The sequence below is a fragment of the Nitratireductor alexandrii genome, from assembly GCF_004000215.1.
GTDB classification, from domain to species: Bacteria; Pseudomonadota; Alphaproteobacteria; order Rhizobiales; family Rhizobiaceae; genus Mangrovimarina; species Mangrovimarina alexandrii.
Genome location: NZ_RBVY01000007.1, coordinates 223292 through 247923, shown reverse-complemented (window position 1 = coordinate 247923; position 24632 = coordinate 223292). Strand labels below are relative to the sequence as shown.

Annotated in this window: 26 protein-coding genes; 15 read left to right on the top strand and 11 right to left on the bottom strand. The window is 66.3% G+C overall.

Annotated elements, in window-relative coordinates; translation table 11 throughout:
• Positions 1–571: 571 nt before the first annotated feature.
• Positions 572–1816, bottom strand: a complete 1245-nt coding sequence (locus EP380_RS17000; RefSeq protein ID WP_238719897.1) for an endonuclease/exonuclease/phosphatase family protein — start codon at positions 1814–1816, stop codon at positions 572–574.
• Positions 1817–2033: 217 nt separating this feature from the next.
• On the opposite strand from EP380_RS17000, the gene EP380_RS16995 reads away from it, so the two are divergent.
• From EP380_RS16995 to uvrB, 4 genes are all read left to right on the top strand, one after another.
• Positions 2034–2531, top strand: coding sequence for a hypothetical protein (locus EP380_RS16995; protein WP_127599502.1), 498 nt, complete (start codon positions 2034–2036; stop codon positions 2529–2531).
• A 9-nt stretch (positions 2532–2540) separates the two neighbouring features.
• Positions 2541–3056, top strand: coding sequence for a SixA phosphatase family protein (locus tag EP380_RS16990; RefSeq protein WP_127599500.1), 516 nt, complete (start codon positions 2541–2543; stop codon positions 3054–3056).
• A gap of 288 nt (positions 3057–3344) precedes the next feature.
• Complete coding sequence (locus tag EP380_RS16985; protein ID WP_127599498.1) at positions 3345–3773, top strand: GNAT family N-acetyltransferase; 429 nt, start codon at positions 3345–3347, stop codon at positions 3771–3773.
• A gap of 115 nt (positions 3774–3888) precedes the next feature.
• Positions 3889–6942 carry an excinuclease ABC subunit UvrB gene (gene uvrB, locus EP380_RS16980; protein ID WP_127599496.1) on the top strand — a complete coding sequence of 1018 codons (3054 nt, stop codon included), beginning with the start codon at positions 3889–3891 and terminating at the stop codon, positions 6940–6942.
• A gap of 22 nt (positions 6943–6964) precedes the next feature.
• On the opposite strand, the gene EP380_RS16975 is transcribed toward uvrB, so the two are convergent.
• Positions 6965–7192 (bottom strand): hypothetical protein, encoded by a 228-nt coding sequence (locus EP380_RS16975; protein WP_127599494.1) that lies wholly within the window; start codon positions 7190–7192, stop codon positions 6965–6967.
• Positions 7193–7505: 313 nt separating this feature from the next.
• Between EP380_RS16975 and EP380_RS16970 the strand changes: the two genes are divergently transcribed.
• The 3 genes from EP380_RS16970 (at position 7506) to EP380_RS16960 (ending at position 9137) form a co-directional block, all read left to right on the top strand.
• Positions 7506–7895 (top strand): hypothetical protein, encoded by a 390-nt coding sequence (locus EP380_RS16970; protein WP_127599492.1) that lies wholly within the window; start codon positions 7506–7508, stop codon positions 7893–7895.
• 260 nt (positions 7896–8155) lie between these two features.
• Complete coding sequence (locus EP380_RS16965) at positions 8156–8371, top strand: cold-shock protein (protein WP_106570583.1); 216 nt, start codon at positions 8156–8158, stop codon at positions 8369–8371.
• Positions 8372–8678: 307 nt separating this feature from the next.
• Positions 8679–9137 (top strand): BA14K family protein, encoded by a 459-nt coding sequence (locus EP380_RS16960; RefSeq protein ID WP_106570584.1) that lies wholly within the window; start codon positions 8679–8681, stop codon positions 9135–9137.
• Positions 9138–9203: 66 nt separating this feature from the next.
• Here EP380_RS16960 and EP380_RS16955 read toward each other — a convergent pair whose 3' ends face one another.
• The 3 genes from EP380_RS16955 to EP380_RS16945 form a co-directional block, all read right to left on the bottom strand.
• Entirely contained in the window at positions 9204–9845 is a 642-nt protein-coding gene (locus EP380_RS16955; RefSeq protein WP_106570585.1) for an MBL fold metallo-hydrolase, read from the bottom strand.
• Positions 9846–9985: 140 nt separating this feature from the next.
• On the bottom strand, positions 9986–10270 hold the full coding sequence (locus tag EP380_RS16950; protein WP_106570586.1) for a hypothetical protein: 285 nt from the start codon (positions 10268–10270) through the stop codon (positions 9986–9988).
• 154 nt (positions 10271–10424) lie between these two features.
• Positions 10425–11321 (bottom strand): branched-chain amino acid aminotransferase, encoded by an 897-nt coding sequence (locus tag EP380_RS16945; protein WP_106570587.1) that lies wholly within the window; start codon positions 11319–11321, stop codon positions 10425–10427.
• A gap of 238 nt (positions 11322–11559) precedes the next feature.
• Between EP380_RS16945 and EP380_RS16940 the strand changes: the two genes are divergently transcribed.
• The 5 genes from EP380_RS16940 (at position 11560) to EP380_RS16920 (ending at position 15431) form a co-directional block, all read left to right on the top strand.
• Positions 11560–12093, top strand: a complete 534-nt coding sequence (locus tag EP380_RS16940; RefSeq protein ID WP_106570929.1) for a MarR family winged helix-turn-helix transcriptional regulator — start codon at positions 11560–11562, stop codon at positions 12091–12093.
• Positions 12086–12790, top strand: coding sequence for a response regulator (locus EP380_RS16935; protein WP_106570588.1), 705 nt, complete (start codon positions 12086–12088; stop codon positions 12788–12790). The genes EP380_RS16940 and EP380_RS16935 overlap by 8 nt, the downstream gene beginning before the upstream one ends.
• Positions 12791–12850: 60 nt before the next feature.
• Positions 12851–14266 carry an ATP-binding protein gene (locus EP380_RS16930; protein ID WP_106570589.1) on the top strand — a complete coding sequence of 472 codons (1416 nt, stop codon included), beginning with the start codon at positions 12851–12853 and terminating at the stop codon, positions 14264–14266.
• 71 nt (positions 14267–14337) lie between these two features.
• On the top strand, positions 14338–14754 hold the full coding sequence (locus tag EP380_RS16925; protein WP_106570590.1) for an antitoxin Xre-like helix-turn-helix domain-containing protein: 417 nt from the start codon (positions 14338–14340) through the stop codon (positions 14752–14754).
• Entirely contained in the window at positions 14751–15431 is a 681-nt protein-coding gene (locus tag EP380_RS16920) for an RES family NAD+ phosphorylase (RefSeq protein WP_238719896.1), read from the top strand. Before EP380_RS16925 ends, EP380_RS16920 begins: the two co-directional genes overlap by 4 nt.
• Positions 15432–15451: 20 nt before the next feature.
• Here EP380_RS16920 and EP380_RS16915 read toward each other — a convergent pair whose 3' ends face one another.
• The 3 genes from EP380_RS16915 to EP380_RS16905 are packed head-to-tail and all read right to left on the bottom strand — an operon-like array spanning position 15452 to position 20182.
• On the bottom strand, positions 15452–16579 hold the full coding sequence (locus EP380_RS16915) for an osmoprotectant NAGGN system M42 family peptidase (protein WP_127599490.1): 1128 nt from the start codon (positions 16577–16579) through the stop codon (positions 15452–15454).
• Positions 16576–18402 carry an N-acetylglutaminylglutamine synthetase gene (ngg, locus tag EP380_RS16910; RefSeq protein WP_127599488.1) on the bottom strand — a complete coding sequence of 609 codons (1827 nt, stop codon included), beginning with the start codon at positions 18400–18402 and terminating at the stop codon, positions 16576–16578. The genes EP380_RS16915 and ngg overlap by 4 nt, the downstream gene beginning before the upstream one ends.
• Before the next feature lie 4 nt (positions 18403–18406).
• On the bottom strand, positions 18407–20182 hold the full coding sequence (locus EP380_RS16905; protein WP_106570593.1) for an N-acetylglutaminylglutamine amidotransferase: 1776 nt from the start codon (positions 20180–20182) through the stop codon (positions 18407–18409).
• 102 nt (positions 20183–20284) lie between these two features.
• On the opposite strand from EP380_RS16905, the gene EP380_RS16900 reads away from it, so the two are divergent.
• Complete coding sequence (locus EP380_RS16900) at positions 20285–20758, top strand: MarR family winged helix-turn-helix transcriptional regulator (RefSeq protein WP_106570594.1); 474 nt, start codon at positions 20285–20287, stop codon at positions 20756–20758.
• A 197-nt stretch (positions 20759–20955) separates the two neighbouring features.
• On the opposite strand, the gene EP380_RS16895 is transcribed toward EP380_RS16900, so the two are convergent.
• The 3 genes from EP380_RS16895 to EP380_RS16885 all read right to left on the bottom strand — a co-directional run bounded on the left by EP380_RS16895 (position 20956) and on the right by EP380_RS16885 (position 22473).
• Positions 20956–21315, bottom strand: a complete 360-nt coding sequence (locus EP380_RS16895) for a tRNA-binding protein (RefSeq protein ID WP_106570931.1) — start codon at positions 21313–21315, stop codon at positions 20956–20958.
• A gap of 40 nt (positions 21316–21355) precedes the next feature.
• Entirely contained in the window at positions 21356–21856 is a 501-nt protein-coding gene (locus EP380_RS16890; protein ID WP_106570595.1) for a type III secretion system chaperone family protein, read from the bottom strand.
• 326 nt (positions 21857–22182) lie between these two features.
• On the bottom strand, positions 22183–22473 hold the full coding sequence (locus EP380_RS16885) for an accessory factor UbiK family protein (RefSeq protein ID WP_106570932.1): 291 nt from the start codon (positions 22471–22473) through the stop codon (positions 22183–22185).
• Positions 22474–22672: 199 nt separating this feature from the next.
• On the opposite strand from EP380_RS16885, the gene lgt reads away from it, so the two are divergent.
• Together lgt and EP380_RS16875 are read left to right on the top strand one after the other, a co-directional pair.
• Positions 22673–23518, top strand: a complete 846-nt coding sequence (gene lgt, locus EP380_RS16880; protein WP_164749897.1) for a prolipoprotein diacylglyceryl transferase — start codon at positions 22673–22675, stop codon at positions 23516–23518.
• Positions 23515–24609, top strand: coding sequence for a class I SAM-dependent methyltransferase (locus EP380_RS16875; protein WP_127599484.1), 1095 nt, complete (start codon positions 23515–23517; stop codon positions 24607–24609). Before lgt ends, EP380_RS16875 begins: the two co-directional genes overlap by 4 nt.
• The last annotated feature ends 23 nt before the right edge of the window (positions 24610–24632 follow it).

Here is a 24632-nt window from a genome sequence, read left to right as displayed (position 1 = left end):
CTGTTAACGCTCTGATGCCGTGCATTTTTTGGGAAAAGGGCGTGCCGTTCCGCCATGCCAAACCGGCCCCTGCCCTTCAAGTCGCACGCCAAAGTTCCGGACGGGATCGAATTCCGGGCTGGATCGGCAAGCCGGCGCCATGCCCGAACCGGATGCGCAAGGGCTCGCGCGGCCAGCGACCATAGGGGTGGGGTTGAGCGCTGGCCGCGCACCGCGGAAACAGGGAAGAGCTCTCGATCCCGCTCCCGTGGATTTATGGGCGGCCATCCGTGGGGAGGATGGCCTGACCCTGTCTTGACTATGGGATAGAACCGGAACCGGCGCGATTACGTCATAACACCATATGGGCTTGTTCGGTGTCTCGCACACGCAGCGCGGGAGCGTCTTGATGGTCGCCCGGCGCCGCCGTTTTCCGCTTCTCCTCCCAAAGATAGACACATTCTAGCGCGGTTGTGGCGGCGTCGATATTCGCCTTATTTCGGATACGAAAACTGGGGGTCCCGGTTTAGCGCGATCTTAACCGCTGCCTGCCACATGCGGGGCCGCGCCCAACCGTCAAAGCCCGGCCCCGTCAGCCGACCGCCTCGCTTTCGGCCTCCGCGCGCATGCGCTGCAGATAATTGTCGGCGAAATCGATCTTCAGTTCGACGAACAGCGGAAAATGATCGCTGATCTGAAACGTACGCCAGTCGTCGAGATAATAGGCCTCGCGCGCGTCCCGGTCGGCAAGCAGGAGATCTTCGGCCTCGATCGACCGCACCGCAATGTCACGATCCTTTTGCGCACGCTCGCGCGCAGTATCCGTCGTCGCAGCGGAAATCCGCGCCTCGGCCTTCACGCGCCGGGCTTCGGCCGCGTCGCGCCGCCCGCGGATGATCGCCGACATCGCCGGGTCGTGCAGATCGAAATCCTGATCGCGGAAGACGACCGAAAACATGTCGAACACCCCGTGCGCCTTGCCGCTTTCGGGATTGGCGAGCGCGACCTGCTTGTGTTTGGGCAAGAAGGAGATCTGGTCGTAGAATTTCGTCTTCTTGGCGTTGCTGCCGATCTTGTTGCGGAACACCTCGAAGCCGTGCCGGGCCAGCGCGTCGAAGGTCTCGCCCTCGAAATCCTCGATATTGAAATCGCCGACGAGAATATGGTTGTAGACCGGGTCCCGCCTTGCCCGACCGGCAATGAATTTGGCGACCGCGTCGATTTCCTTCACCCGGCGCTTGAACTTGTCAGACCCCGGCGAACTGCTGCCGTAATATATGTGCACGGTGGCGAAGGCGAATTTGAACCATCCCGACTGGAAGGTGCACGAGAACGGCGTGCGGGCGAACTGCCTCTCCTTGGTCACGTCGGAAATCTGCCGCGAGAACGGCAGCACGATCTCGCCGGCCACGCCCTTGAAGGAAATCTTGCTGCGGTCGTAGAGGAAACCGAGCCGCTCCCGGTTGCCGCCCGGCCCCTCGGTGACGTCGGTCATGATGAAATCGTAGCCGGGGCCGAGCACGTTCATCAGTTCCTGGAACGGCCCGAGATCGTCGCAGAGTTCCTGAACGGCGACGATATCGAAGGCCGAGATCATCTCCGCCAGATAGAAGAAACTCTCCTCCAGCCGCGGTCCGTGGCCGAACCGGTTGTCGTCGAAATTGCGAATATTCCAGGTGCCGAGCAAAAGCGTCGAGGACGCGGTCCGGTCGGGCATCCGCTCGGCGATCGCCTGCCGCAGGCGGGCCAGCCCGTCGATGGTGCGAATCCGCGCGGCCCTGCGCGCGGGCTTGTCGAGGCGTTTGAAGGCATAGCGCAACTTCCAGTAGGCAACCATGGCGAAACCCCGATCGTTTTCACGCTATGATGGCATCGATCATGCAACGCCGCTGTGGCCGACTTCACACAAGACGATCACGGCATCTCGTCGAGGCGTCGCCGCGGGACGCGTCCTCGATCCGGCTGCGACGATCTCTCGCGCGCGCCGGCCGCCGCCCGGACTTGCAAGCCGGCCGATCTCGCGCAAACTGGCGGGCATGAAACCGTCCTGGCTTATGACCGCCCTTCTCCTCGCCGCGACCGGCACCGCCGCGCACGCCCAATGGCGGGTGCAGGCGCAACAGGCGGTGGCCGCGCCGCAGAGCACGAACAGCACCGTGGCGGCATTGACGGTGGGATGCGGCGATCCGTTTCAGGTCGAACTCCACGCCGCCGACGGCGCGCCCGTGCTGCCGCAGGCCGGCGGCAGCGCCGACTATCTTTACCGGCCCGGCAAAATCATCGCCAGCGTCGACGATCATGACTGGCCGCTGGTGGCGGCCGCCTCGGACATGGCGATGGTGCTGTTTTCGGAAGGAACGGTGGCCGAAAACCATCTGGCCCCGCTCGACCGCCGGCTGATCGACGCGCTGCGGCAAGGACGGCGGCTGGTGCTTTATTTCGACATCACCGGCGCCAACGCCGCCGACGGCTCGCCCTTCGAGACCTTCGCCGCCTTTTCGCTCGACGGCGCCGCCGAAACGCTGGCCGCCGCCCTGGACGGCTGTCCGTAGGCTGACCAGATGCGCGAACTCCTGCTGCTGCGCCATGCCAAGTCGAGCTGGGACGATGCCACGCTCGACGATGCCGACCGGCCGCTCGCCGCGCGCGGCCGCAAGGCGGCGCCGGTCATGGCGCACGCGATGGCCCGGCACGGCTGGGTGCCCGAACTGGCGCTGGTTTCGCCCGCCCTGCGCACCCGGCAGACCTGGGCACTGGTCGCAGCCGAATTGCCGCGTCCGGTCGAGACCCGGCTCGCCCCCGAGATTTACGAAGCCGAACCCGAGATCATTCTGGAGACGATCCGGTCCGTGCCGCCCGCGATCCGTCGGCTTGTCGTCGTCGGCCACAATCCGGGACTGGAGCGCCTGGCCGAAACCCTCGCCGGGCCGGGCTCCGACGCGGCCGCGCTGGCGCGGCTGCGAACGAAATTCCCGACCGCGGCCCTGGCCCGGTTCGAGGTGGCAACGCACTGGTCCACGTTGACATCGGGCGCCGCCCGGCTCGTCGGCTTCCTGAAGCCGCGCGATTTCGGCTAGCTGCGTTCGCGACCGGCGCTGCGATAGACGTCCGCGGAGCCGGGACAGTCGGCGGACGCAGCGGCGAACACGAACTTGCGCGTCCTTGCAATCCGCGCTAGCAGCTCGGCGAATGATCGGAGGTTTTATGTCCCGGTAAAGGAGGGGCGGCAACGTCCCGCAAACGGACGAGGCCCGCAGGAAGTCGGGCCCCCTGTTCGTTTGGCTTACCAATATCGTGAATAGGCAGCCTGCCGCGCCGGTTTCCGGGGCGTGTTTGTGGTTGCCCGAACCGGACATGAGCGAACCATGATCAAGACCTACCGCCCCGGCGTCGATGACGACGCCATCGTCGATATCTGGCTCAAGGCCAGCCGCCTCGCCCATCCCTTCCTCGGCGAGGATTTTTTGCGGCGCGAGGCCGACACAATCCGCCATACCTACCTGCCGGCGGCCGATACCCGCACGGTCTGGGCAGACGGGCGGCCGGTCGGCTTCCTGTCGCTGCTCGGCGATCAGGTCGGCGGCCTGTTCCTCGACCCCGCCTTTCACGGCCGCGGCCTTGGCCGCGCGCTGGTGGACGACGCCGTTGCCCGTCGCGGCAGCCTCGAACTCGACGTGTTCGTGGACAATGCCGTCGGCCGGCGTTTCTATGCCGGTTACGGGTTCGTGGAAACCGGGCGGCATGTCGACGAGCCGACCGGCCATCCGGTGATCCGCCTGCGCTATCCGGCCTGACCGCGACCGGCGCGTCGCCGTCCTGACACCGGCCTGTCAGGAGGCGCGACGCGCCGGCTTAAGCGCACCGGCCCGAACCCTTCCCTTTCGGCCGGACTCTCTCCATATTCCCGGCATGGCTTCCAAATCCGACAACAAGGCGCCGCGCCCGGCCAAGGACGACAAAGCGCCCGGCACGCGCAAGCGGCGCAGCCCGCTGACCGATTTTCACGACGCCGCCGAACCGCTCGATCGCGGCGACGGCGGTTTTGCGGAAGCGCCGCAAAAGGATATGTCCGGCGCGCCGCTGTCGGGATCGGTATCGGACTGGGCCCGCGAGATGGAACGCGCCGCCGAGGCGGACGCCCGCGCGGCGGAGATGCGCGCCATTCGCTCGGCCGCCGGCAAGCACCGCGTCAAGGCCGCCGGAGAACCAGCGGCGCGGCCGTCGAAAAAAGTGCCCGAACGCTCCGGCGCCCCGACCAAGACGGCGCGCGGCACCTCGATGGGCGGAGCGGCCTCCGCCAAGGACCGCGCGGCCGCCGGCCTGAACCCGGTCGCCGGCCTCGACATCTCGCTCGAGGACGCCGGCACGCTCGCCAGTTCCAGCGTCACCGCGACGGTGGAGGCGCTGTCGAAGCTGATCGAAAGCGGCAACCCGCTGCACAAGAACGGCAAGCTGTGGACGCCGCACCGGCCCGAACGGCCCGAAAAGTCGGAAGGCGGCGTGCCGATCCGCATGGTGACGGAGTACCAGCCCTCCGGCGACCAGCCGACCGCCATTCGCGACCTGGTGGAAGGCGTCGATACCGGCGAGCGCACCCAGGTTCTGCTCGGCGTCACCGGCTCGGGCAAGACCTTCACCATGGCCAAGGTGATCGAGGCGACGCAGCGTCCGGCGCTGATCCTGGCGCCGAACAAGACGCTCGCCGCCCAGCTCTACGGCGAGTTCAAGCAGTTTTTTCCCGAAAACGCGGTCGAATATTTCGTTTCCTACTACGATTATTACCAGCCGGAGGCCTACGTCCCGCGCACCGACACCTATATCGAGAAGGAATCCTCGATCAACGAGCAGATCGACCGCATGCGCCACGCCGCGACGCGTTCGCTGCTGGAGCGCGACGACGTCATCATCGTCGCCTCGGTGTCGTGCATCTACGGTATCGGCTCGGTCGAGACCTACACGGCGATGACCTTCCAGATGCAGGTCGGCGACCGGCTCGACCAGCGCCAGCTTCTCGCCGACCTCGTCGCCCAGCAATATAAGCGCCAGGACGTGAATTTCGTGCGCGGCTCGTTCCGGGTGCGCGGCGACACGATCGAGATCTTCCCGGCCCACCTGGAGGACCGCGCCTGGCGCATATCGCTGTTCGGCGACGAGATCGAGACGATCACCGAATTCGATCCCCTGACCGGCCACAAGACCGGCGACATGAAATCGGTGAAGATCTACGCCAATTCGCACTATGTGACGCCGCGGCCGACGCTGAACCAGGCGACCCGGTCGATCAAGCAAGAGCTCGCCCACCGCCTCGACGAGTTGGAGAAGGCAGGCCGGCTCTTGGAGGCGCAGCGGCTCGAACAGCGCACCCGCTTCGACCTGGAAATGCTGGACGCGACCGGCTCGTGCGCCGGCATCGAGAATTATTCGCGTTACCTGACCGGCCGCGCGCCGGGCGAGCCGCCGCCGACGCTGTTCGAGTACGTGCCCGACAACGCGCTGGTGTTCGTCGACGAAAGCCATGTGACGATCCCGCAGATCGGCGGCATGTATCGCGGCGACTTCCGCCGCAAGGCGACGCTGGCCGAATACGGCTTCCGCCTGCCCTCTTGCATGGACAACCGGCCGCTGCGCTTCGAGGAGTGGGACGCGATGCGGCCGCTGACCGTCGCGGTGTCGGCGACGCCGGGCGGCTGGGAGATGGAGCAGTCCGGCGGCGTGTTCGCCGAACAGGTGATCCGCCCGACCGGGCTTATCGACCCGCCGGTCGAGGTGCGCCCGGCCAAGACCCAGGTCGACGACGTCCTGGGCGAGATCCGCGACACCGCGCGCCGCGGCTACCGCACGCTGTGCACCGTCTTGACCAAGCGCATGGCCGAGGACCTGACCGAATATCTGCACGAACAGGGCATCCGCGTGCGCTACATGCACTCCGACATCGACACGCTGGAGCGCATCGAGATCATCCGAGACCTGCGCCTCGGCGCCTTCGACTGCCTGGTCGGCATCAACCTGCTGCGCGAAGGGCTCGACATTCCCGAATGCGGCTTCGTCGCCATTCTCGACGCCGACAAGGAAGGGTTCCTGCGCTCCGAGACCTCGCTGGTGCAGACGATCGGCCGCGCGGCGCGCAATGTCGACGGCCGCGTCATTCTTTACGCCGACACGGTGACCGGCTCGATGGAACGCGCCATGGCCGAGACCGCGCGCCGGCGCGAAAAGCAGCTCGCCTGGAACGCCGAAAACGGCATCACGCCGGAGAGCGTGAAATCGCGCATCGCCGACATTCTCGATTCGGTCTACGAGCGCGACCATGTGCGCGCCGACATTTCGCGCCACACCGAGGAAGGCGCGCTGGTCGGCCACAATCTCAAATCGCATGTCGAGCATCTGGAAAAGAAGATGCGCGACGCCGCCGCCGATCTCGATTTCGAGGAGGCGGCCCGCCTGCGCGACGAGATCAAGCGCCTGCAGGAGACCGAGCTGGCGGTCATGGACGACCCGATGGCCCGCGATACCGGCGTGGAGAACACGCAAAGGAGCCGGCGCGACAAGGCCAGGGGCAAAGCGGCGAAACCGCGCGGCGCCGGCGGCGCGGCGGCGGGCGGCGACAGCCTGTTTTCCAAGCCGGCGCTCGACGACATGGGCGGTTCGGGCGACCACGCCACCCCGGCCGGCGCGGTGCCGCGCTCGCTGTTCAAAAAGCAGTCGCACCGCCAGGCGCACGGTCCCGATTACGGCACGCCGGGCGAAGAGCGGCCGGGCGGGGAACAATCCCTGTTCCGCAAGAACACGCTCGACGAGATGACGGTCGGACGCACCGAAAAGCCGCTCGGCGGCGAGCCGCCGGCGCCGCCCGAGGAGGCCAAGCCGGTCAAGCGTCACCGCGCCGGCGCCGGCTCCTACGAGGACCCGGCCGACGAACGCCGCGCGCGGCGGCCGAAAAAGAGCGGCCGGCCGGGCCGGTAGGCGCAGTCATAGGGCTGCGCGATCAGCCCTCCAGCCCGGCGCGGACGAGGTCGAGCGGCTGGCGCGGACCGTGGTGGTAGGCGACCGTGATCCTTTGTTCGATCGCGGCGCGCCGCGCGCGCTGGCGGGCGGACACGCCAAGTTCACAGCACACCGCCTCCACCACCTGTCGGATCGCCTCGCGCGCCTCCTTGGGGCGCGGCGGCGCCGGGACGGGCTTGCGGCGGGGGGATTGCGTGGGGCGGGTCATCTCCTTGGCCTCCTGTCGGGCCGGCTCCATTGACGATCGTTTCTCGGCCAACCTTTAAATCTAACGCATGAAATGCGGACATGGATCGGCAGGCGCAATCACAGTTTGTGCCGTTCGGTAACCCAACGGCACCGGAAACCGCATGGCAGCCCACACGATGCGCCATCCGCACCGCCCGTTGCGCGCCAGCGCCGGGTTTGCGGCCTGCTTCACCTTTCGTTAAGGCAAAACCCCGTTTGTCGAAGCGCCCGTTGGATCGACGGCCTCTCAGGCCCCAGATTGAGCAGTGGACCACCAGACCGGGAGACGGACCTTGACGCTTCATAGCACCGCCGCATGCCTGTTCCTGTCCGCAGCCCTCGGCCTGGCTGCCCTGTCCGGCGCCGCGGCCGCGCCATTATTTGCGGCAGCGCCGTCGACGCCGCCCGGTACGGCGGCCGCGATCCCGGCCGGCGGCTGCCACCAGGACACGCGCCGCCATTTCGTGCCGGAGTTCGGCAAGACGCTGCGCCATCACCACCGCCGGCGCGACTGCCGGCCGGTCGCCGACGAAACGGCTGAGCGCCGCAGGCCGGCGGACTGCCACCGCGCCCCGCGGCTTCATCGCGTGCCGGGCGCAGGCCGCATCTATCATCGCCATGTCGGCGATGATTGCCGCATCCGCATCATCCGCCGCTCGAGCGAACCGGCGATCGGCAACTGAGGCCGACCGGCAAATCCGCGCTTGCCGCCAACGAAAAAATAGGGGACAAATTCCGCATTCGGGCATTTGCCGGCCCGGAGACTGGAATGGCATGCCCCGGCTTTGGACTGCCCCTCGTGGCGCCCGGGTGGATCGCGAAACGAGAGGGCCCCTGGCACCGCCCCGGCGTCGATCCGACTGTTTCTTCTCCCCCAGTGAACGACCGATGACATGCGGCATGCCCGCAAACCGAGCAACCTGACGGGAGAAAGGAGATTCCGATGGGTCAGATGACCGGAACCGTCAAGTTCTTCAACCATGCCAAGGGTTATGGCTTCATCACGCCCGACGACGGCGCCAAGGACATTTTCGTCCATATTTCGGCGGTCCAGGCATCCGGCCTGACCGGACTGGAAGACGGACAAAAGGTCACCTTCGACACCGAACCCGACCGACGCGGCAAGGGCCCCAAGGCGGTCAACCTGATGCTCGCCTGAGACATACGCACGCTTTCGCGTCGCGGGACCGCCGGTCCCGCGCTCAAACCCGGCCACGCGGCCGGGCCTCGTCCGCGCCGGCCATCCGCCGGCGGCGACCCTGCCGGACCGCCCTGTCACACGACCGTACAGCCGGCACGTCCCCGTTTCGCGCCACCGCCGCCGCCCGATCGCGTCGACAACCAGCCCGTTGTTTCAAAACCCTATTCTTGCTGAACGCGCCGTTCAGCCAGCGTTCAGTCGCGCCCTTCTAAAACAGCGCCAATTCCGGCCCGCCTTTCGCGCCGGCGCTTTCATGGAGAGCTTGATGAACCGTTTTCTCAAATCCCTGCTTCTCACCACCGCGGTCGCCGCGACCACACTCGTACCGGTGTTGGAAGCCAGTGCCGGGCAGCGCTGGCGCGAGCATCGTCCGCGCCATCCCGAGGTCAATCATCGCCAGAACACCCAGGAGGACCTGCTCGCCGCCGGCATTCTCGGCCTGGTGGTCGGCGGCCTGATCGTCGGCGCCGTCAGCAGCGCGGACCGGGAACCGGCCTATGTCGACGACTACCGCGATGCCGGCTTCGACGATTTCCCGCCGGCGCCCCAGCCGCGCCCGTATCGCCGGCGCGTCGTCAATGCCGATCCCTATGCCGGCAGCGACTATCAGCCCTGGAGCCGCGAATGGATGCGCTATTGCCAGCAGCGCTATCGCTCCTTCAACGTCAGCACCGGCACCTATCGCGGCTATGACGGCAGGGACCATTTCTGCGTCGCCGACTGACCTCCAGCCAAGACGCGCACGCTGCCCCGTCCGCTTCGCGGGCGGGGTTTTTCGTGTCGGGATACCCTAGACCAGGAACGGATTGCTGCGCCGCTCGTCGCCGAAGCGGCCGCCCGGCCCGTGGCCGCAAATAAACCCGACCTCGTCGCCGAGCGGCAGCAATTTTTCCTTGATCGAGCGGATCAGCGTCTCGTGGTCGCCGCCCGGCAAGTCGGTGCGCCCGATCGAACCGTTGAACAGGACGTCGCCGACATGGGCGAACTGGGCCGCGCGGTTGAAGAACACGACATGGCCCGGCGCATGTCCGGGACAATGCAGGACCTCGAAATCGTGAGCGCCGAAACGCACCGTTTCGCCCTCGGCCAGAAACCGGTCCGGCACGCAATTGCGCACCGGATCGGCAAGGCCGAACATTTTTGCCTGCTCCTCGAGATTGAGCAGCATCTGCCGGTCGGCCTCGTGCGGGCCGACAATATCGACGCCGAGCGCCTCCTTCAGGTCCATCGCGCCGCCGGCATGGTCGATATGGCCATGCGTCAGCCAGATAGCCTCGATCGACAGCCCATTCTCCTCGACGGCCGCGCGGATGCGTTCGACCTCGCCGCCCGGATCGACGACCACACCGTGCTTGGTGTCGGTATCGAACAGGATCGTGCAGTTCTGCTGGAACGGCGTGACTGGAATGATGCCGGCGTTGAGCTGTCCCATGGCGCTTTCCTCGTTGGTCGCCCCTCCCATAACGGCCGGGTGCGGGAGCGTCCACCCGTCCCGGGGGCGAGGACTCTACGCGGCGAACGAAAAAGGGCGGCCCACGCGGCCGCCCTTGCCCACCGGCCGGACAGGCCGGCTCAGCTCTTTTTCATCGACTGCATCACCGCGCCGACAATGCCGGTCAGGATGCCACCGCCGGCGGCCCCGCCAACCGCATCGCCGAGCATGCCGCCAAGCGCGCCGGCGGTCGCCGGATCCCCCAGCAGCGAACCGATGATCGTGCCGCCGCCGACGCCGCCGATCGCGCCGACGACGGTGCGCAGGATCGCGCTGACCGCCTGCTGCTTGAGCGCGCCCGAAACCGCGTGCCCGCCAATGGCGCCGGTCACCAACTGAACAATGATGGGAAGTAGCGCTTCCATGTCGTTTTACCCTCCGTGGCCAAGCCGGTCCCGCTGCCGGCATAGCCATCGAAAAGGCAATGCGCCCCGGAGTCAAACCTATAGCGGCGGGGTTTCACGCATTTTCTTAAATCGCGGCCGCAACCCCTTCGCCACGGTCATAAACGACCGCTATCTATTCCGCAGCGGCCACCGCGCGCCTGGGATGGACCTCGGCCGAGTAGTCGGCCATCAGATTGCGGGAGAACTCGCCGGGCTGGAAACGGTAGGGTCCGATTTCCGACACCGGCGTCACCTCGGCGGCCGTTCCGGTCAGGAAACATTCCTGGAAACCGTCCATCTCCTCGGGCAGGATGGTCCGCTCGACGACCTCGTAGCCGCGCCGGCGCGCAAGCTCGATCACCGTGCGGCGGGTGATGCCGTCGAGGAAACAGTCCGGCTTCGGCGTATGGATGACGCCGTCCTTGACGAAGAACACGTTGGCGCCGGTGGCTTCGGCGACGTGGCCACGCCAGTCGAACATCAGCGCGTCGGCATAGCCCTTGGCCTCGGCGGCGTGTTTGGACAGCGTGCAGATCATATAGAGACCGGCCGCCTTGGACTTGCAGGGCGCGGTGCGCGGATCGGGCCGGCGATATTCGGCGATGTCGAGGCGGATGCCTTTCAGCTTCTGCTCGGGATCGAAATAGCTCGGCCACTGCCAGATCGCTATGGCGCAGTTGATGCGGTTATTCTGGGCCGAAACGCCCATCTGCTCGCTGCCGCGCCAGGCGATCGGGCGCACATAGGCGTCGCTGAAACCCTGCATCGTGAGAAGCTGGCGACTGGCCTGGTCGATCTCGGCGACCGACCAGGGTATCGTGAAGCCGAGGATGCGCGCCGATTCGTGCAGCCGTTCGCTGTGCTCGGTGAGCTTGAAAATCTCGCCGCCATAGGCGCGCTCGCCTTCGAACACCGCACTGGCATAGTGAAGACCGTGCGTCAGCACATGCACCTTGGCATCGCCCCACGCCACGAACTCACCGTTCATCCAGATGTGACCGTCGAGCTGATCGAATGGAACGGATGCCATGTTTACCTCCTGCGGACCAGCGCCGCATGTGTGACAACGTACCGGAATTTCACGCCGGTTCCCGTGTTGAATTGAAAGTGTCGCCAATCATGGTGCGAAATGCAAAGGGAAGGATCCATCCCCAATCCGGAAACGCCTTGCCTTTTCGTTCGCAATCTGCCGAAAAGCTTGTCGAAAATTACCAGTCGGCTCGATATATGTCAACAAGGCTGACATATTTTTTACCAACGGAACCATGATGCCAGGCAAGGACGAACACGAACCGGTACCGATCCGCACGGCGCTGTCGCGCGCCGACGGGATCGATCTGGACATTATCGAGCTGCTTTTCTTCGCCTATCGCGATTTCACCTCCGACCCGGACCAGATTCTCGCCGCCGACGGTTTCGGCCGCGCGCATCATCGCGTGCTGCACTTCGTCAACCGCATGCCCGGTCTGACGGTGGCCGAACTGCTCGACGTGCTGAAAATCACCAAGCAAAGCCTGGCGCGCGTGCTCAAGCAACTGATCGACACCGGCCATATCGTGCAGCTTCCCGGACCGAAGGACCGCCGCCAGCGCGAGCTTTACCCCACCCAGCGCGGCCGCGCGCTCGCCCTTGCCCTCGCGCGGCCACAGTCTCGGCGCATCGATGCGGCGCTGAAGGAGACGGGCCGCGACAAGCGCGATGTGATAGAAGGTTTCCTCAAGGCGATGGTGAACCCCGATCTGCGCGCGCAGATCGACAATCTGCCGGGCAGGCCGGGCACTTTGGGATCCGACGATGGCTGACGAAATGATCATTCCCGCCGACGACGCGCCGCATCTTCTCGTGGTCGACGACGACACCCGCATCCGCACCCTGCTCAGCCAGTTCCTGACCACCAACGGTTTTCGCGTCACCGTGGCCGAGACGGCGGACGCGGCGCGGCGCCACCTTGCCGGGCTTGATTTCGACCTGATCGTGCTCGACGTCATGATGCCGGGCGAAAGCGGCGTCGACTTGACCAAGGCGCTGCGCGAAAGCCGCGATGTCCCCATCCTGATGCTGACCGCGCTGTCGGAAACCGACAACCGCATCACCGGGCTCGAGGCCGGCGCCGACGACTATCTGCCCAAACCGTTCGATCCGCGCGAACTGATCCTGCGCATCAACAACATTCTGCGCCGCGGCGGCCCGCCCCAATCGCCGAAGGTCGAACAGATCGTGTTCGGCCCCTATACGTTCCAGATCGCCCGCCGGGAGCTGAAAAAGGCCGGCAAAGGCATCAAGCTCACCGATCGCGAGCAGGAAATCCTGGCGATCTTCGCCGAACGGCCGGGCGAGACCATACCGCGCCACGAGCTGGTCAGCGGCGACACCGAAGTGGGCGAACGCACGATCGACGTCCAGATCAACCGCCTGCGGCGCAAGATCGAGCGCGATCCGGCCAATCCGGTCTGGCTTCAGACGGTGCGCGGTGTTGGTTACAGGCTGAGCGTGGAATAGACTGTTCCGGCCCGCGCGTTGCGCGACGGGCGAAACGGCAGCACTCCACGGGCGCTCCAGATGGCAACCACGAACGGAACTTCCGCGACCGAGCGGCCCGGCCTGGGCCGCAGGCTGGCGCGTGTCGTCAGCCCCGTTCCCAATATCTGGCGGCGTTTCTGGCGCAAGGTATCGCGCCGCATGCCCAAGCGGCTCTACGCGCGCTCGCTGATCATCGTGATCGCGCCGATGATCCTGCTGCAGTCGGTGGTGGCGTTCGTGTTCATGGAGCGGCACTGGCAGACGGTGACCCAGCGCCTGTCGACGGCGGTGACGCGCGACATCGCCGCCATCATCGACCTGATCGAGACCTATCCCGACGAGCGCGGCAAGCAAAACGCGGTGCGCATCGCCCAGGAGCGGCTGTCGCTGCGGGTCGACATCATGCCGCCCGACCCGCTGCCGGCGCCGGGGCCGAAACCGTTCTTTTCCATCCTCGACCAGATTTTGAGCGCGGAAATCACCAGCCAGATCAACCGGCCGTTCTGGATCGACACGGTCGGCAATTCCAACGTCGTGGAAATCCGCATCCAGCTCGACGAGCAGGTTCTGCGGGTGTTTGCCCGGCGCAGCCAGGCCTACGCCTCCAACACGCATATTTTCCTGTTGTGGATGGGCGGCACCTCGCTGGTGCTTATCATCATCGCGGTGTTGTTCCTGCGCAACCAGATCCGCCCGATCCAGCAACTGGCCGAGGCGGCCGAGAGTTTCGGCAAGGGACGGCCGACGCCGGAGGATTTCCGCCCGCGCGGGGCCGAGGAAGTGCGCCGCGCCGGGCTCGCCTTCCTGCAGATGCGCGAACGCATCGAACGCCAGATCGAGCAGCGTACCGCCATGCTGACCGGCGTCAGCCACGACCTGCGCACCATCCTGACCCGCTTCCGCCTGCAACTGGCCGTGTCCGGCGGCAAGACCGACGTGGCCGCGCTCGACAACGACATCGAGGACATGCAGTCCATGCTGGAAGGCTACCTGTCCTTCGCGCGCGGCGAGGCGCTGGAAGACACCGGCCGCATCAATCTGGAAACGCTGTTTGCCAAGCTGACCGAGGAAGCCAAATTGCGCGGCCGGACGCTGACGGTGCAATTGTCGGGCGATCCGGAGGTACACGTCCGGCCGACCGCCTTCTCCCGACTGGTGACCAACCTGGTCGGCAATTCCTTCCGCTACGCCAAATCCGTCCACATCACCGCGATCCACGGGCCCGGCTCGCTGATCGTCACCGTGGACGACGACGGTCCGGGCATTCCGGCGCAGGAGCGCGAGCACGTGTTCCGTCCCTTCGTGCGCCTCGACGAGGCGCGCAACCAGGATTCGGGCGGCACCGGGCTCGGGCTCTCGATCGCCCGCGATATCGCGCGCAGCCATGGCGGCGACATAACCCTCGACGACAGCCCGCTCGGCGGCCTGCGCTGTGTCGTGCGCGTTCCGGCCTGAGCAGCGGCCGCGCCATCGCGTGATTTGATATTTCTGCCAAGTGGCCTTATATTCAATGCCAGATGGCAAATATGAAATCCAGATCGAACGCGCCAAACGCACGGCGGACCCCGGAAGGCGCCGCGCCGGTCGACCGGGCCGCGGTCGCGGCCAAGGCCTGCGCGCGCATCGCCGACGCCTGGCGGTTGCGCAACGAGGAGGCTGCCGGCCTGCTCGACGTTTCGGCCCGCACCTGGGCGCGGGTGAAGACCGGATCGTGGACCGGCCGCCTGTCGCAGGATCAATTGCTGCGGGCGAGCGGACTGATCGGCCTTTACAAGGGCTTGCATCTTTATTTCAGCGACCCGCTCGCCGACGAATGGGTCCGGCTTGCCAATACCGGTCCCGCCTTCGGCGGCCGCCGGCCGGTCGACGTGATGATCGCGGGCGGCCTGCCGGCGATCCTGCAGGCGCGCGACCATGTCGATGCACTGAGGGGCGGCGCTTGACCCCTTCCATCACCGCGATCGCCGAACCGGCGACGGTACGGCTGATCTCGACGGCCTATTTCAAGCCGCCGGTGCTGCGCCCGCTCGTCGACACGGACGAGGAACTGGCGCTGCTGGCCGAGATCGAGGGACTGACCAGCCGGCGGCTGCGCGCCGAAAGGGGCGAGGTCGGCGGGCTCGACGCGCGCGAATTGCTGTACCGCGCCTGGGGGCACACCCATGTCAACGCCGCCTTCGCCTATACGAGGCCGGAGGGAAACCGCTTCAATGACGGGACGCGCGGCGCCTGGTACGCCGCCTTCGAGGATCTGACCGCGCTGGCCGAGATCGGCTATCACCGCACCCGCGAACTCGCCCGTATCGGCCGTTATCACGACGAAGGCGTCTACCAGGCGCTGCTGGCCGGCTTCATCGGCGACTATCACGACCTGCGCGGCCTCGATGGCGCCCTCGCCTGTCTCGATCCCGACCCCGCCGTCGGCTATCCGGCCGGACAGGCCCTTGCCCGCGCGCTGCGCGAGGATGGCGCGCGCGGGCTGATCTACCCCTCGACGCGCCGGCCGGGCGGCACCTGCCTGGTCGCCTTCGAGCCGCATTGCGTGCAGAACGTGCGCCCCGGCGCGCGCTGGAAATTGCAGTGGAGCGGAACGCCCGACTATACCGTCACCACCGACTGAGCGGGCACCGCCGCCCGGCCTCAGTCATCGCGATCGGCGGTCGGCTGTTCGGTAAAGCCTTCCATGTCGGAAATCTCCTCCACGTCGCGCTGGATCTCCAGCGGACTGGTGACGTAGGCCGTCAAAAGCCGCGCGATCGAATGCAGCGCGTGTTCGTGGACACGCTCGTAGCCGTGCGAGGCATCCACCCCGAAGGCGACCAGCGCGGTGCGCACGTCGTGCCCGGCCTCCACCGCCGACGCCGAATCGGAACGGTAGAAACGGAATACGTCCTTCTGGAAGTCGATCTCGTTCTCGCGACAAAGCTCGACCAGCTTCTTGGTCAAATGATAGTCGAACGGTCCGGTCTGGTCGGCCATGGCGACGGTGACGCCGAATTCCGACGAATTCTGCCCGGGGGCGCTGGTGCCGTTGTCGACCGTCACCATCGAGGCGACCTCCGGCGCGACGATTGCCGTGGCGCCGGTGCCGACCTCCTCGGCGATCGTGAACAGGAAATGGATGTCGACCGGCGTGCGCGCGCCAGTGCGTTCCAGCGCCTCGATCGTGGCCAGCGTGATCGCCGCGCCGGCCTTGTCGTCGAGATGGCGCGACACGATGAAGCCGCTGTCGAGGAATTCCGGCTGCGGGTCGATGGCGACGATGTCGCCGACATCGATCCCCAGGGCCCGGGTCTCCTCGTAGGAGGTCGTGCGCTCGTCGACCCTCAGCTCCAGATTGGTCCAGCCGACCGGCTGGGTGTCGATCTCGTCATTGTAGGTGTGGCCGGACGCCTTGAGCGGCAGGATCCCGCCACGGAAATGTCGGTCTTCGGAATAGATGTTGGCGCGCGCGCCCTCGGCGAAACGCGCCGACCAGTTGCCGATCGGCACCAGATCGAGGCGCCCGTTCGGCTTGACCAGCTTCACCTGGGCGCCGAGCGTGTCGAGATGGGCCACGACCGAGCGCGCACCCTCGCGCCGGCTGCCCTGGCGCACCGCCCGGATCGCCCCGCGCCGTGTCAGTTCCGGCGTCAGGCCCAGCCGTTCCAGCTCCTCGGTGCAATGGCGCACGACCGTGTCGGTGAAGCCGGTCGGGCTGTCGATTGCCAGAAGCGCCTTGAGTTGCTCGACCAAATAGGCGGTGTCGATCGCAATCCCGCCGCTCATGGAGCCACCTCCGCCCCTTCGGAGCCCGAAATCTCCGCCCAGGGCATGCGCGCGTGGGGAAACAGAAGGTCGATGAAACGCTCGGCCGTCGGCTGCGGTTCGTGATTGGCCAGGCCCGGGCGCTCATTGGCCTCGATGAAGACATAGTCGGGCTCGGTCGGCGACTTGACCATCAGATCGATCCCGACGACGGGGATGCGGATTGCCCTGGCCGCCGCGCAGCCGGCCTCGACCAGGCGCGGATGCACGATGCCGGTGACGTCGTGGATCGAGCCGCCGGTGTGCAGATTGGCGGTCTTGCGCACCACGATCTCGCGACCGGCCGCAAGCACCTGGTCGAGCGCGATCGACTGGGCGCCGAGGCAGCGCACGGTTTCGTCGTCGATCGGGATCCTGCTTTCGCCGCCAGTGGCCGCGGCGCGGCGGCGCGACTGGTGCTCGATCAGCGTGCGCACGTCGTGCTCGCCATCGCCGACGACCAGCGGCGGGCGGCGCACGGCGGCGGCGACCAGCTTGCCGTCGATCACCACCAGGCGCAGATCCTCGCCGTCGAAACAGGATTCGACCAGAACCCGGTCCGACACGCTTCTGGCCTCGGCGACCGCCTTGACGACCTCGTCCATGGTCTGGAGCCCGACCGCGACGCCGCGCCCCTGCTCGCCGCGCGCCGGCTTCACCACCACGCTGGCGTGGCGTTTCAGGAACGGGGCCACATTGCCGGCATCCGCGTCGGCCGCGATCTGCTCGGGCACGGCAAGTCCGGCGCGCGCGACCACGCGGCGCGTCACCGCCTTGTCGTCGCAGATCGACACCGCCACGCCCGAGGTCATTTCCGAGAGGCTTTCGCGGCAATGGACGGAGCGCCCGCCATAGGTCAGCCGGAAGAAGCCGCCCTCCGCATCCGTCACCTCGACCTTGATACCGCGCCGGCGGGCTTCGTCGACGATGATGCGCGCATAGGGATTGAGCGCGTCGTGCTCCTGGATCGGCGTGGCGAACAGTTTTTCGTTGATGGAGTTCTTGCGCTTGACGGCGAAGATCGGAATGCGGCGGAACCCGAGCTTTTCGTAAAGCGCGATCGCCTGTTCGTTGTCGTGGATCACCGACAGGTCCAGGAAGGCGGCGCCGCGGGCCTGAAAATGCTCGGCCAGCCGGCGCACCAGCATCTCGCCGATGCCGGGATGGCGCGACTGGGGATGGACGGCCAGACACCACAGCGACGAGCCCCGTTCGGGATCGCCGAAAAGCCGCTGGTGATCGATGCCGGTCACCGTGCCGATCACCTCGCCGGTCGCCTCCTCCTCGGCCACGAAATAGGTGATCGAGCGGCTGTCGCGCTGGGCCCAGAAGAAGTCCGGATCGACCGTGACCATGCCGCGCGCGGCATAGATCGCGTTGACGGCCTCGGCATCGTCGCGCGAGGACAGACGGCGCACGAAGTAGCTGCGCGGCTTGCGCCGGCTCGGCCGGTAGGTCGACAGGTCGAGCCGGTAGGTGTGCGAGGGATCGAGAAACGTCTCCTGCGGCGCGAGCGCCAGGACCACGTGCGGGTCGCGGATATAGAACGCGATGTCGCGGCGCTTGTCGCCCTCCTCCTCCAGCGCGGCGATGATGCTCTCATTGTCGGGAAAGGTCTGCGCGAACAAAAGCCGCCCCCAGCCGCAATCGAGCGCCACCGCCTCGCGCATGGCCTCGTGCTCGCCCTCGCCGTGCGCGATCGGCGGTTTCAGCGAATCCGCGCGCAGCCGCTTGAGCCGGTGGCCGAGCGCCTTGTCCGCGCGGATGGGGTGGGATTTGGATTCCGCGCCGCGATCCTTGGTCATTGGGCTAGATCCCATGCGTCTGGAGCCACATCTCGAGCAGGCCCACCTGCCACAATTCGGACCCGCGCAGCGGCGTGATGTGATCCGAGGGCGCGGCAAACAGCGTCTCGAGATAGTCCTTGCGGAACAGACCGCGCTCGCGCGCCGCCTGCGAGGTCAGCGCGTCGCGCACCATGTCCAGATAGGGGCCGTCGACATATTTGAGCTGGGGAACGGGAAAATATCCCTTCTTGCGGTCGATCACCTCGCTCGGCACGATCTGGCGGGCGACGTCCTTGAGCACACCCTTGCCACCGTCGCGGATTTTTTCCTCCGGCGGAATGCGCGCGGCGAGTTCCACCAATTCGTGGTCGAGGAACGGCACACGCGCCTCCAGCCCCCAGGCCATGGTCATGTTGTCGACCCGCTTGACCGGATCGTCGACCAGCATGACGGTCGAATCGAGCCTCAGCGCCCGGTCGACCGGCGTGTCGGCGCCCGAACGGGTCAGATGGGCCTCGACCAGTTCGCGGCTGGGGTCGACGCCGTCGATCCAGTCCGCCCCGAGCTGCGTCTTCAGCTTTTCATGCGTGCGGTCGAAGAAAACCTTGGCGTAGTCGCCGACCACGTCGTTGGAGTTCATCAGCGGCGGATACCAGTGATAGCCGGCAAAAATCTCGTCCGCGCCCTGGCCCGACTGCACCACCTTGATATGCTTGGAAACCTCCTGGCTGAGCAGGTAGAAGCCGACATTGTCGTAGGACACCATCGGCTCCGACATGGCCGCGATCGTGCCGGGCAGCGCGTCCATGAGATTGTCTGAGGGCACGAAGATCTTGTGGTGGTCGGTGCCAAAAGTCTTGGCGATCAGGTCGGAATAGACGAATTCGTCGCCCTTTTCGCCGTTCGCCTCCTCGAAACCGACCGAAAAACTCATCAGCCCGGTCTGGCCGGCCTCGGCCAGCAGGCCGACGATCAGGCTGGAATCGACGCCGCCCGACAGCAACACGCCGACGGGAACGTCGGCCACCATGCGCCGCTTGACGGCGAGCCTGAGCGCCTCGAGAACCCGCTCGCGCCATTCCTCCGACGACACGCCGCTGTCGGCCGGATCGCGGGCGAAGGGCGGATCCCAGTAGATGCTCTGACGGCTGCTGCCGTCGGCTTCGATGACGCGGATCGTCGCCGGCGGCAATTTGCGCACGCCGGCAAGGATGGTGCGCGGCGGCGGCACCACGGCATGAAACGACATGTAATTATGCAGGGCCGCCGCATCGATGCCGGTGTCGACGTCGCCCGCCGCCAAGAGCGCCGGCAGCGACGAGGCGAACCGCAGCCGCTCGGGATTTTCGCTCAGATAGAGCGGCTTGATGCCGAAGCGGTCGCGCGCCATGACGATGCGGCCGGTCTCGCGCTCCTGGAGCACGAAGGCGAACATGCCGTGAAAACGTTCCACGCAGCGCTCGCCCCAGGCATGCCAGGCCTTCAGGATCACTTCCGTGTCGCCGGTGGAAAAGAAGCGGTAGCCTTTTGCCTCCAGTTCGGCGCGCAATTCGGGATAATTGTAGATGCAGCCGTTGAAGGCGATGGTCAGACCGAGTTCCGGGTCGCTCATCGGCTGGCGCGCGCGCTCGGACAGATCGATGATCTTCAGCCGGCGATGGCCGAAGCCGGCATTGCCGTGGATGACGATACCCGAACCGTCCGGCCCGCGCGGCGCCAGCGCATCAGCCATTTTTGAAATTGCGATGGCGGAAGGCTCCGCCCTGTCGAATCTGATTTCACCACAAATGCCGCACATAGGCGCGCGTTCAAACCTCCAGTGTCTTAAGGGATGCCATTGCTTTCGTCGCCGGTTTATTATAGTTCGAATGATTAGAAGTCAAATGATTGCCGGCTGTCGATGGACGAACAACAGACCCTGAACGCGCGACGCGACGAAACGTTCCCGACCGGGGAGCTGCGCGGCCTGATGAAATCGATCCGCCGGGTCGTGCGCGCGACCGACCTGCAGTCGCGTGCGCTCGCCCGCGCCAGCGGGCTGACGACGCCGCAGCTCGTTGTCCTGATGGGGGTCGCCGAACTGGGCGAAGTGACCACCAACGCCCTTTCCCACTACGCCGATCTCAGCCCGGCGACGGTCGTCACCATCCTCGACAATCTGGAAAGCCGCGCCATCGTCGAGCGCTATCGCTCGACCACCGACCGGCGCATCGTCTACACAAGGCTGACCGAAAAGGGCCGCGACATGGTCACCAACACGCCGGGTTTTTTCGGCGTCGACTTCGTCACCCGCTTTGCCGCCCTGCCCGAAAAGCGGCGCCGGGCGATCCTCGCCGGGCTGGAGGAACTGGCCGGGCTGATGGGCAGGGCCTAGGCGCCGCCGGACGCCGAAAAATGGCCGCCGCGCTCAAGCCGGGCGGTGTGCATGAAAGCGACGGCGGCGACCCGCTACGGAAGATCGACTGAGACTGAGGCGCTGAAGCGCACGCGCCGGTGCTCATTGCCGGCGCCGGACCGGCAAGGTGCAAACAGCGGCCGCTCTCCTGAGGAAAGGCGATATCCGGACCGGGGTTAAAACAGGCGGCCGCCGTCCGGGACGTTTTTGTCGACCGTCGCCAGCACCACGGCCCCCTCCTCGTCCGGAAAGCCCAGGGTCAGCACTTCCGACAGGAATTTCCCGATCTGGCGCGGCGGAAAATTCACCACCGCCATCACCTGGCGGCCGACCAGTTCGTCGGGCCGGTAGTGCTTGGTGATCTGCGCGGAGGATTTCTTGATGCCGATCGCGGGGCCGAGATCGATCCGTAGCTTGATCGCCGGCTTGCGGGCCTCGGGATAGGGCTCGGCGGCCACGATCGTGCCGATGCGGATATCGACCTTGTCGAAATCGGCAAAGCCGATCTCGGGCTTGCGCTCGGTCTCCTGGCTCATGGTCGCGATCCGCTTCTTCAAACAGCGCCAGGCAGGCGCGTCAGGCGTTGCCCTGGGTCTCGAACAGAGTGCCCGACAGCGCGTCGCGCGCCGAAACCCCCGACCAGACGACGAACTGGAAGGCCTGGAAATAGCACTCGCAGGCCTCGAGCGCGCTCGCCAGCAGCATCTCGACCTGCTGCGCGGTCGGCTCGGCACCGCCGGCCAGCAGCAGCGCCTGGCGGAACATGATCGCCCCCTCCTGCTCCCACAGATCGAAATGGCCGATCAGCATCTGTTCGTTGATCAGCGCCAACAGCCGCATGACCTCCATCACCCGGGCATCGGTGACCTTGATGTCGAAGGCGCAGGCCAGATGCAGCGCCTCGTATTCCTCCATCCACGAAAAGGAGATGTGATAGTCGGTCCAGTTGCCGGCGACCGAAATCGCGATCTCGTCGTCTCCGGCGCGTTCGAAGGCCCAGTCATTCGCGTGCGCGACCTGCTCGATGACATCGACGGGATGCGCGGTACGCGCGATGTCGAGTTCCAGAAGGCTCATCAAAAATTCCCTGTGATTGTGGGCGCGCCCCCGCGCGCTCCGCCTAAAATGCCTACGCGCGACAAACCGAACTGCCAGGTTACGAAATGCCGGCCAAATGGCTCCTGGCCGGAACACCCCCTCCCCGGCGCATGACCCAAAAACGAATCATGCAGTAAATTCAGTGTATTGATGCAGAGTCCGAGTTCCAGCGCTTTTTTCCCGCATGCGGCACCGGCATGTGGATAGATTATTTGCCGGCTGCGGCCCGCACCGCGTAAGGGATTCTGCGTGAAGCTTTTTTCGCGACAGGGGGCTGTGGACAAGCGCCCGAAAAAAATCCCGACCTAGGAGTCGGAGCCGGTCTTTTTGGGCGTTTTCTTGCCGGACTGGGCCAAGCTGGCCTCGATCTCGGCCAGCCGCGCGGCAAGCGCCTTGTTTTCCGCCCGCGCCTTGATCGCCATCTCGCGAACCGCCTCGAACTCCTCGCGCTGGACCACGTCCATCGAGTTCAAGATACGTTCGGCCTGAGCGCGGAACGCCGTTTCGACCTCATTGCGCACGCCCTGCGCGGCCCCGGCCGCATCGGTGAGCAACTTGGCGAAATCGTCGAGAATGCGGTTCGGTCCGTTGCTCATGGGCGCTGCCTCGCAAACTTCGGCGCGCCGGCCCGAAAGCTGGCCGCCGACACGCGCAAACCGCAATTAGGGGCCCCGCGAAGCGATTGCAAGGGCGTTGGTCCAATCGGCGCGCGCATGCGTCGACTTGACCTTGCCGCGGCGCGCGCCCATTTTCGCGCCGACTCGCCCCGTTAAAGCGGATTTCGCCGTGCCAGACCTGCTGATCCTGCCTCTCGCGGCGCTGCCCTTTCCGCAGATCGATCCGGTATTGATCGAAATCGGTCCGCTGGCGATCCGCTGGTACGGGCTGGGCTACGTCATCGGCATCCTGTTTGCCTGGTGGTACGGCAAGCGCCTCATCGCCAATCAGCGTCTTTGGGGCTCCGACGGGCCGCCGATGCGGGCCGCGGATCTCGATGATTTCGTGGTCTGGGCGGCGGCCGGCGTCGTCCTCGGCGGGCGCATCGGTTATATTCTCTTCTACGATTTCGCCCGCTATCTCGACAATCCGCTGGCGATCCTGGCCGTCTGGCAGGGCGGCATGTCGTTTCACGGCGGGTTTTTGGGCACCACGCTGGCGATGATCCTGTTCGCGCGCTCGCGCGGCATCGCCCCATGGCGGCTTTTCGACGTGATCTCGGCCGGCGTCCCGGTGGGGCTCGGCCTGGTCAGGGTCACCAATTTCATCAATTCCGAATTGTGGGGCCGCACCAGCGACGTCCCCTGGGCCTTCGTGTTTCCCAATGGCGGGCCGGAGCCGCGCCATCCGAGCCAGCTCTACGAGGCCGCGCTCGAGGGGCTGATCCTGTTTTTTGTCCTGCGCGTGCTCACCCACCGTTTCGGCGCGCTGCGCGCGCCGGGCCGGGTCGCCGGCGCTTTCGTCGCGGGCTACGGCGTCTCGCGCATCATCGTCGAATTCTTCCGCGAGCCGGACGCCCATATCGGCTATCTCGCCGGCGGCTGGCTGACCATGGGCATGGTCTTGTCCGTACCGATGGTGCTGGTGGGGCTTTGGGTCTTTGCCCGCGCGCGGCCGCGGGTGCCCGATAAAGAGGCGGCATGAACCGGCTGGCCGAAACCATCGCCGGACTGATCCGTCAGACCGGACCGATCAGCGTGTCCGACTATATGGCGCTGTGCCTGTTCGATCCCGAGCACGGTTATTACACGAGCCGCGAACCGTTCGGCGCCAAGGGCGACTTCATCACCGCCCCGGAGATCAGCCAGATGTTCGGCGAACTCGTTGCGGTCTGGCTCTATTCGGCCTGGTGCGCGAGCGGCATGGACAAGCCCGCCACCTTCGCCGAGATCGGCCCCGGTCGCGGCACGCTTGCCGCCGACATCGCCCGCACGCTGGGCAAGCTCGATCCGCAATGCGCCACCGCCTGCGACCTAGCCCTGATCGAGGCGAGCCCCAGGCTGGCGCAGGTGCAGCAGCAGGCGCTGGCCGAGGCCGGCATGCAAACAGCCTGGCCGGCTTCCGTCGAAGCCTTGCCCGACCGGCCGGTGTTCTTCATCGGCAACGAGATTTTCGACGCGATCCCGACACGCCAGTTCGTCAAGTCGGGCAATGCCTGGCGCGAACGCGTCGTCTCGCTCGACGAGAGCGGCGGCTTTCGCTTCGCGGCCGGGGTCGACACGCTCGACGAAGCGCTTTTGCCGCACGGGGCCGACAGGGCCGCCGACGGCGTCGTGTTCGAGATCGCGCCGGCGCGCACCGCCCTGCTCGACACCGTCGCCGACCGGATCGCCCGCCATGGCGGGGCGGCGCTGTTTTTCGATTACGGCCATCTGGAACCGGGCCTCGGCGACACGCTGCAGGCCGTGCGCGGCCACGCCCCCCATGACGTCTTCGACACGCCGGGCGAGGCCGACCTGACCAGCCATGTCGACTTCGCCGCGCTGGCAGCCGCCGCGCGGGCGCACGGCCTGGCGGCCCACACGATGACGCAGGGCGCCTTCCTCCGCGCCATGGGTCTTGGCGAACGGGCCGGGCAGCTTGGCGCAAGCGGCAACGCGGCGCTGCGCGACACGCTCGCCGATCAGGTCGAGAGGCTCGCCGGCGCCGAGCAGATGGGCGAACTGTTTAAGGTGTTGGCGCTGTTGCCCCACCACCTGGAGGTGTATCCGTTCCCGGACGGCGGATTGACTTGACCATGTCCCTGCCCCACGATCCG

Bases quoted from the DNA above. Each gene is read 5' to 3' on its own strand.
- EP380_RS17000 (WP_238719897.1), bottom strand. From the start codon at position 1,816: ATGGTTGCCTACTGGAAGTTGCGCTATGCCTTCAAACGCCTCGACAAG.
- EP380_RS16995 (WP_127599502.1), top strand. From the start codon at position 2,034: ATGACCGCCCTTCTCCTCGCCGCGACCGGCACCGCCGCGCACGCCCAA.
- EP380_RS16990 (WP_127599500.1), top strand. From the start codon at position 2,541: ATGCGCGAACTCCTGCTGCTGCGCCATGCCAAGTCGAGCTGGGACGAT.
- EP380_RS16985 (WP_127599498.1), top strand. From the start codon at position 3,345: ATGATCAAGACCTACCGCCCCGGCGTCGATGACGACGCCATCGTCGAT.
- uvrB (WP_127599496.1), top strand. From the start codon at position 3,889: ATGGCTTCCAAATCCGACAACAAGGCGCCGCGCCCGGCCAAGGACGAC.
- EP380_RS16975 (WP_127599494.1), bottom strand. From the start codon at position 7,192: ATGACCCGCCCCACGCAATCCCCCCGCCGCAAGCCCGTCCCGGCGCCG.
- EP380_RS16965 (WP_106570583.1), top strand. From the start codon at position 8,156: ATGGGTCAGATGACCGGAACCGTCAAGTTCTTCAACCATGCCAAGGGT.
- EP380_RS16960 (WP_106570584.1), top strand. From the start codon at position 8,679: ATGAACCGTTTTCTCAAATCCCTGCTTCTCACCACCGCGGTCGCCGCG.
- EP380_RS16955 (WP_106570585.1), bottom strand. From the start codon at position 9,845: ATGGGACAGCTCAACGCCGGCATCATTCCAGTCACGCCGTTCCAGCAG.
- EP380_RS16950 (WP_106570586.1), bottom strand. From the start codon at position 10,270: ATGGAAGCGCTACTTCCCATCATTGTTCAGTTGGTGACCGGCGCCATT.
- EP380_RS16945 (WP_106570587.1), bottom strand. From the start codon at position 11,321: ATGGCATCCGTTCCATTCGATCAGCTCGACGGTCACATCTGGATGAAC.
- EP380_RS16940 (WP_106570929.1), top strand. From the start codon at position 11,560: ATGCCAGGCAAGGACGAACACGAACCGGTACCGATCCGCACGGCGCTG.
- EP380_RS16935 (WP_106570588.1), top strand. From the start codon at position 12,086: ATGGCTGACGAAATGATCATTCCCGCCGACGACGCGCCGCATCTTCTC.
- EP380_RS16930 (WP_106570589.1), top strand. From the start codon at position 12,851: ATGGCAACCACGAACGGAACTTCCGCGACCGAGCGGCCCGGCCTGGGC.
- EP380_RS16925 (WP_106570590.1), top strand. From the start codon at position 14,338: ATGAAATCCAGATCGAACGCGCCAAACGCACGGCGGACCCCGGAAGGC.
- EP380_RS16915 (WP_127599490.1), bottom strand. From the start codon at position 16,579: ATGAGCGGCGGGATTGCGATCGACACCGCCTATTTGGTCGAGCAACTC.
- ngg (WP_127599488.1), bottom strand. From the start codon at position 18,402: ATGACCAAGGATCGCGGCGCGGAATCCAAATCCCACCCCATCCGCGCG.
- EP380_RS16905 (WP_106570593.1), bottom strand. From the start codon at position 20,182: ATGTGCGGCATTTGTGGTGAAATCAGATTCGACAGGGCGGAGCCTTCC.
- EP380_RS16900 (WP_106570594.1), top strand. From the start codon at position 20,285: ATGGACGAACAACAGACCCTGAACGCGCGACGCGACGAAACGTTCCCG.
- EP380_RS16895 (WP_106570931.1), bottom strand. From the start codon at position 21,315: ATGAGCCAGGAGACCGAGCGCAAGCCCGAGATCGGCTTTGCCGATTTC.
- EP380_RS16890 (WP_106570595.1), bottom strand. From the start codon at position 21,856: ATGAGCCTTCTGGAACTCGACATCGCGCGTACCGCGCATCCCGTCGAT.
- EP380_RS16885 (WP_106570932.1), bottom strand. From the start codon at position 22,473: ATGAGCAACGGACCGAACCGCATTCTCGACGATTTCGCCAAGTTGCTC.
- EP380_RS16875 (WP_127599484.1), top strand. From the start codon at position 23,515: ATGAACCGGCTGGCCGAAACCATCGCCGGACTGATCCGTCAGACCGGA.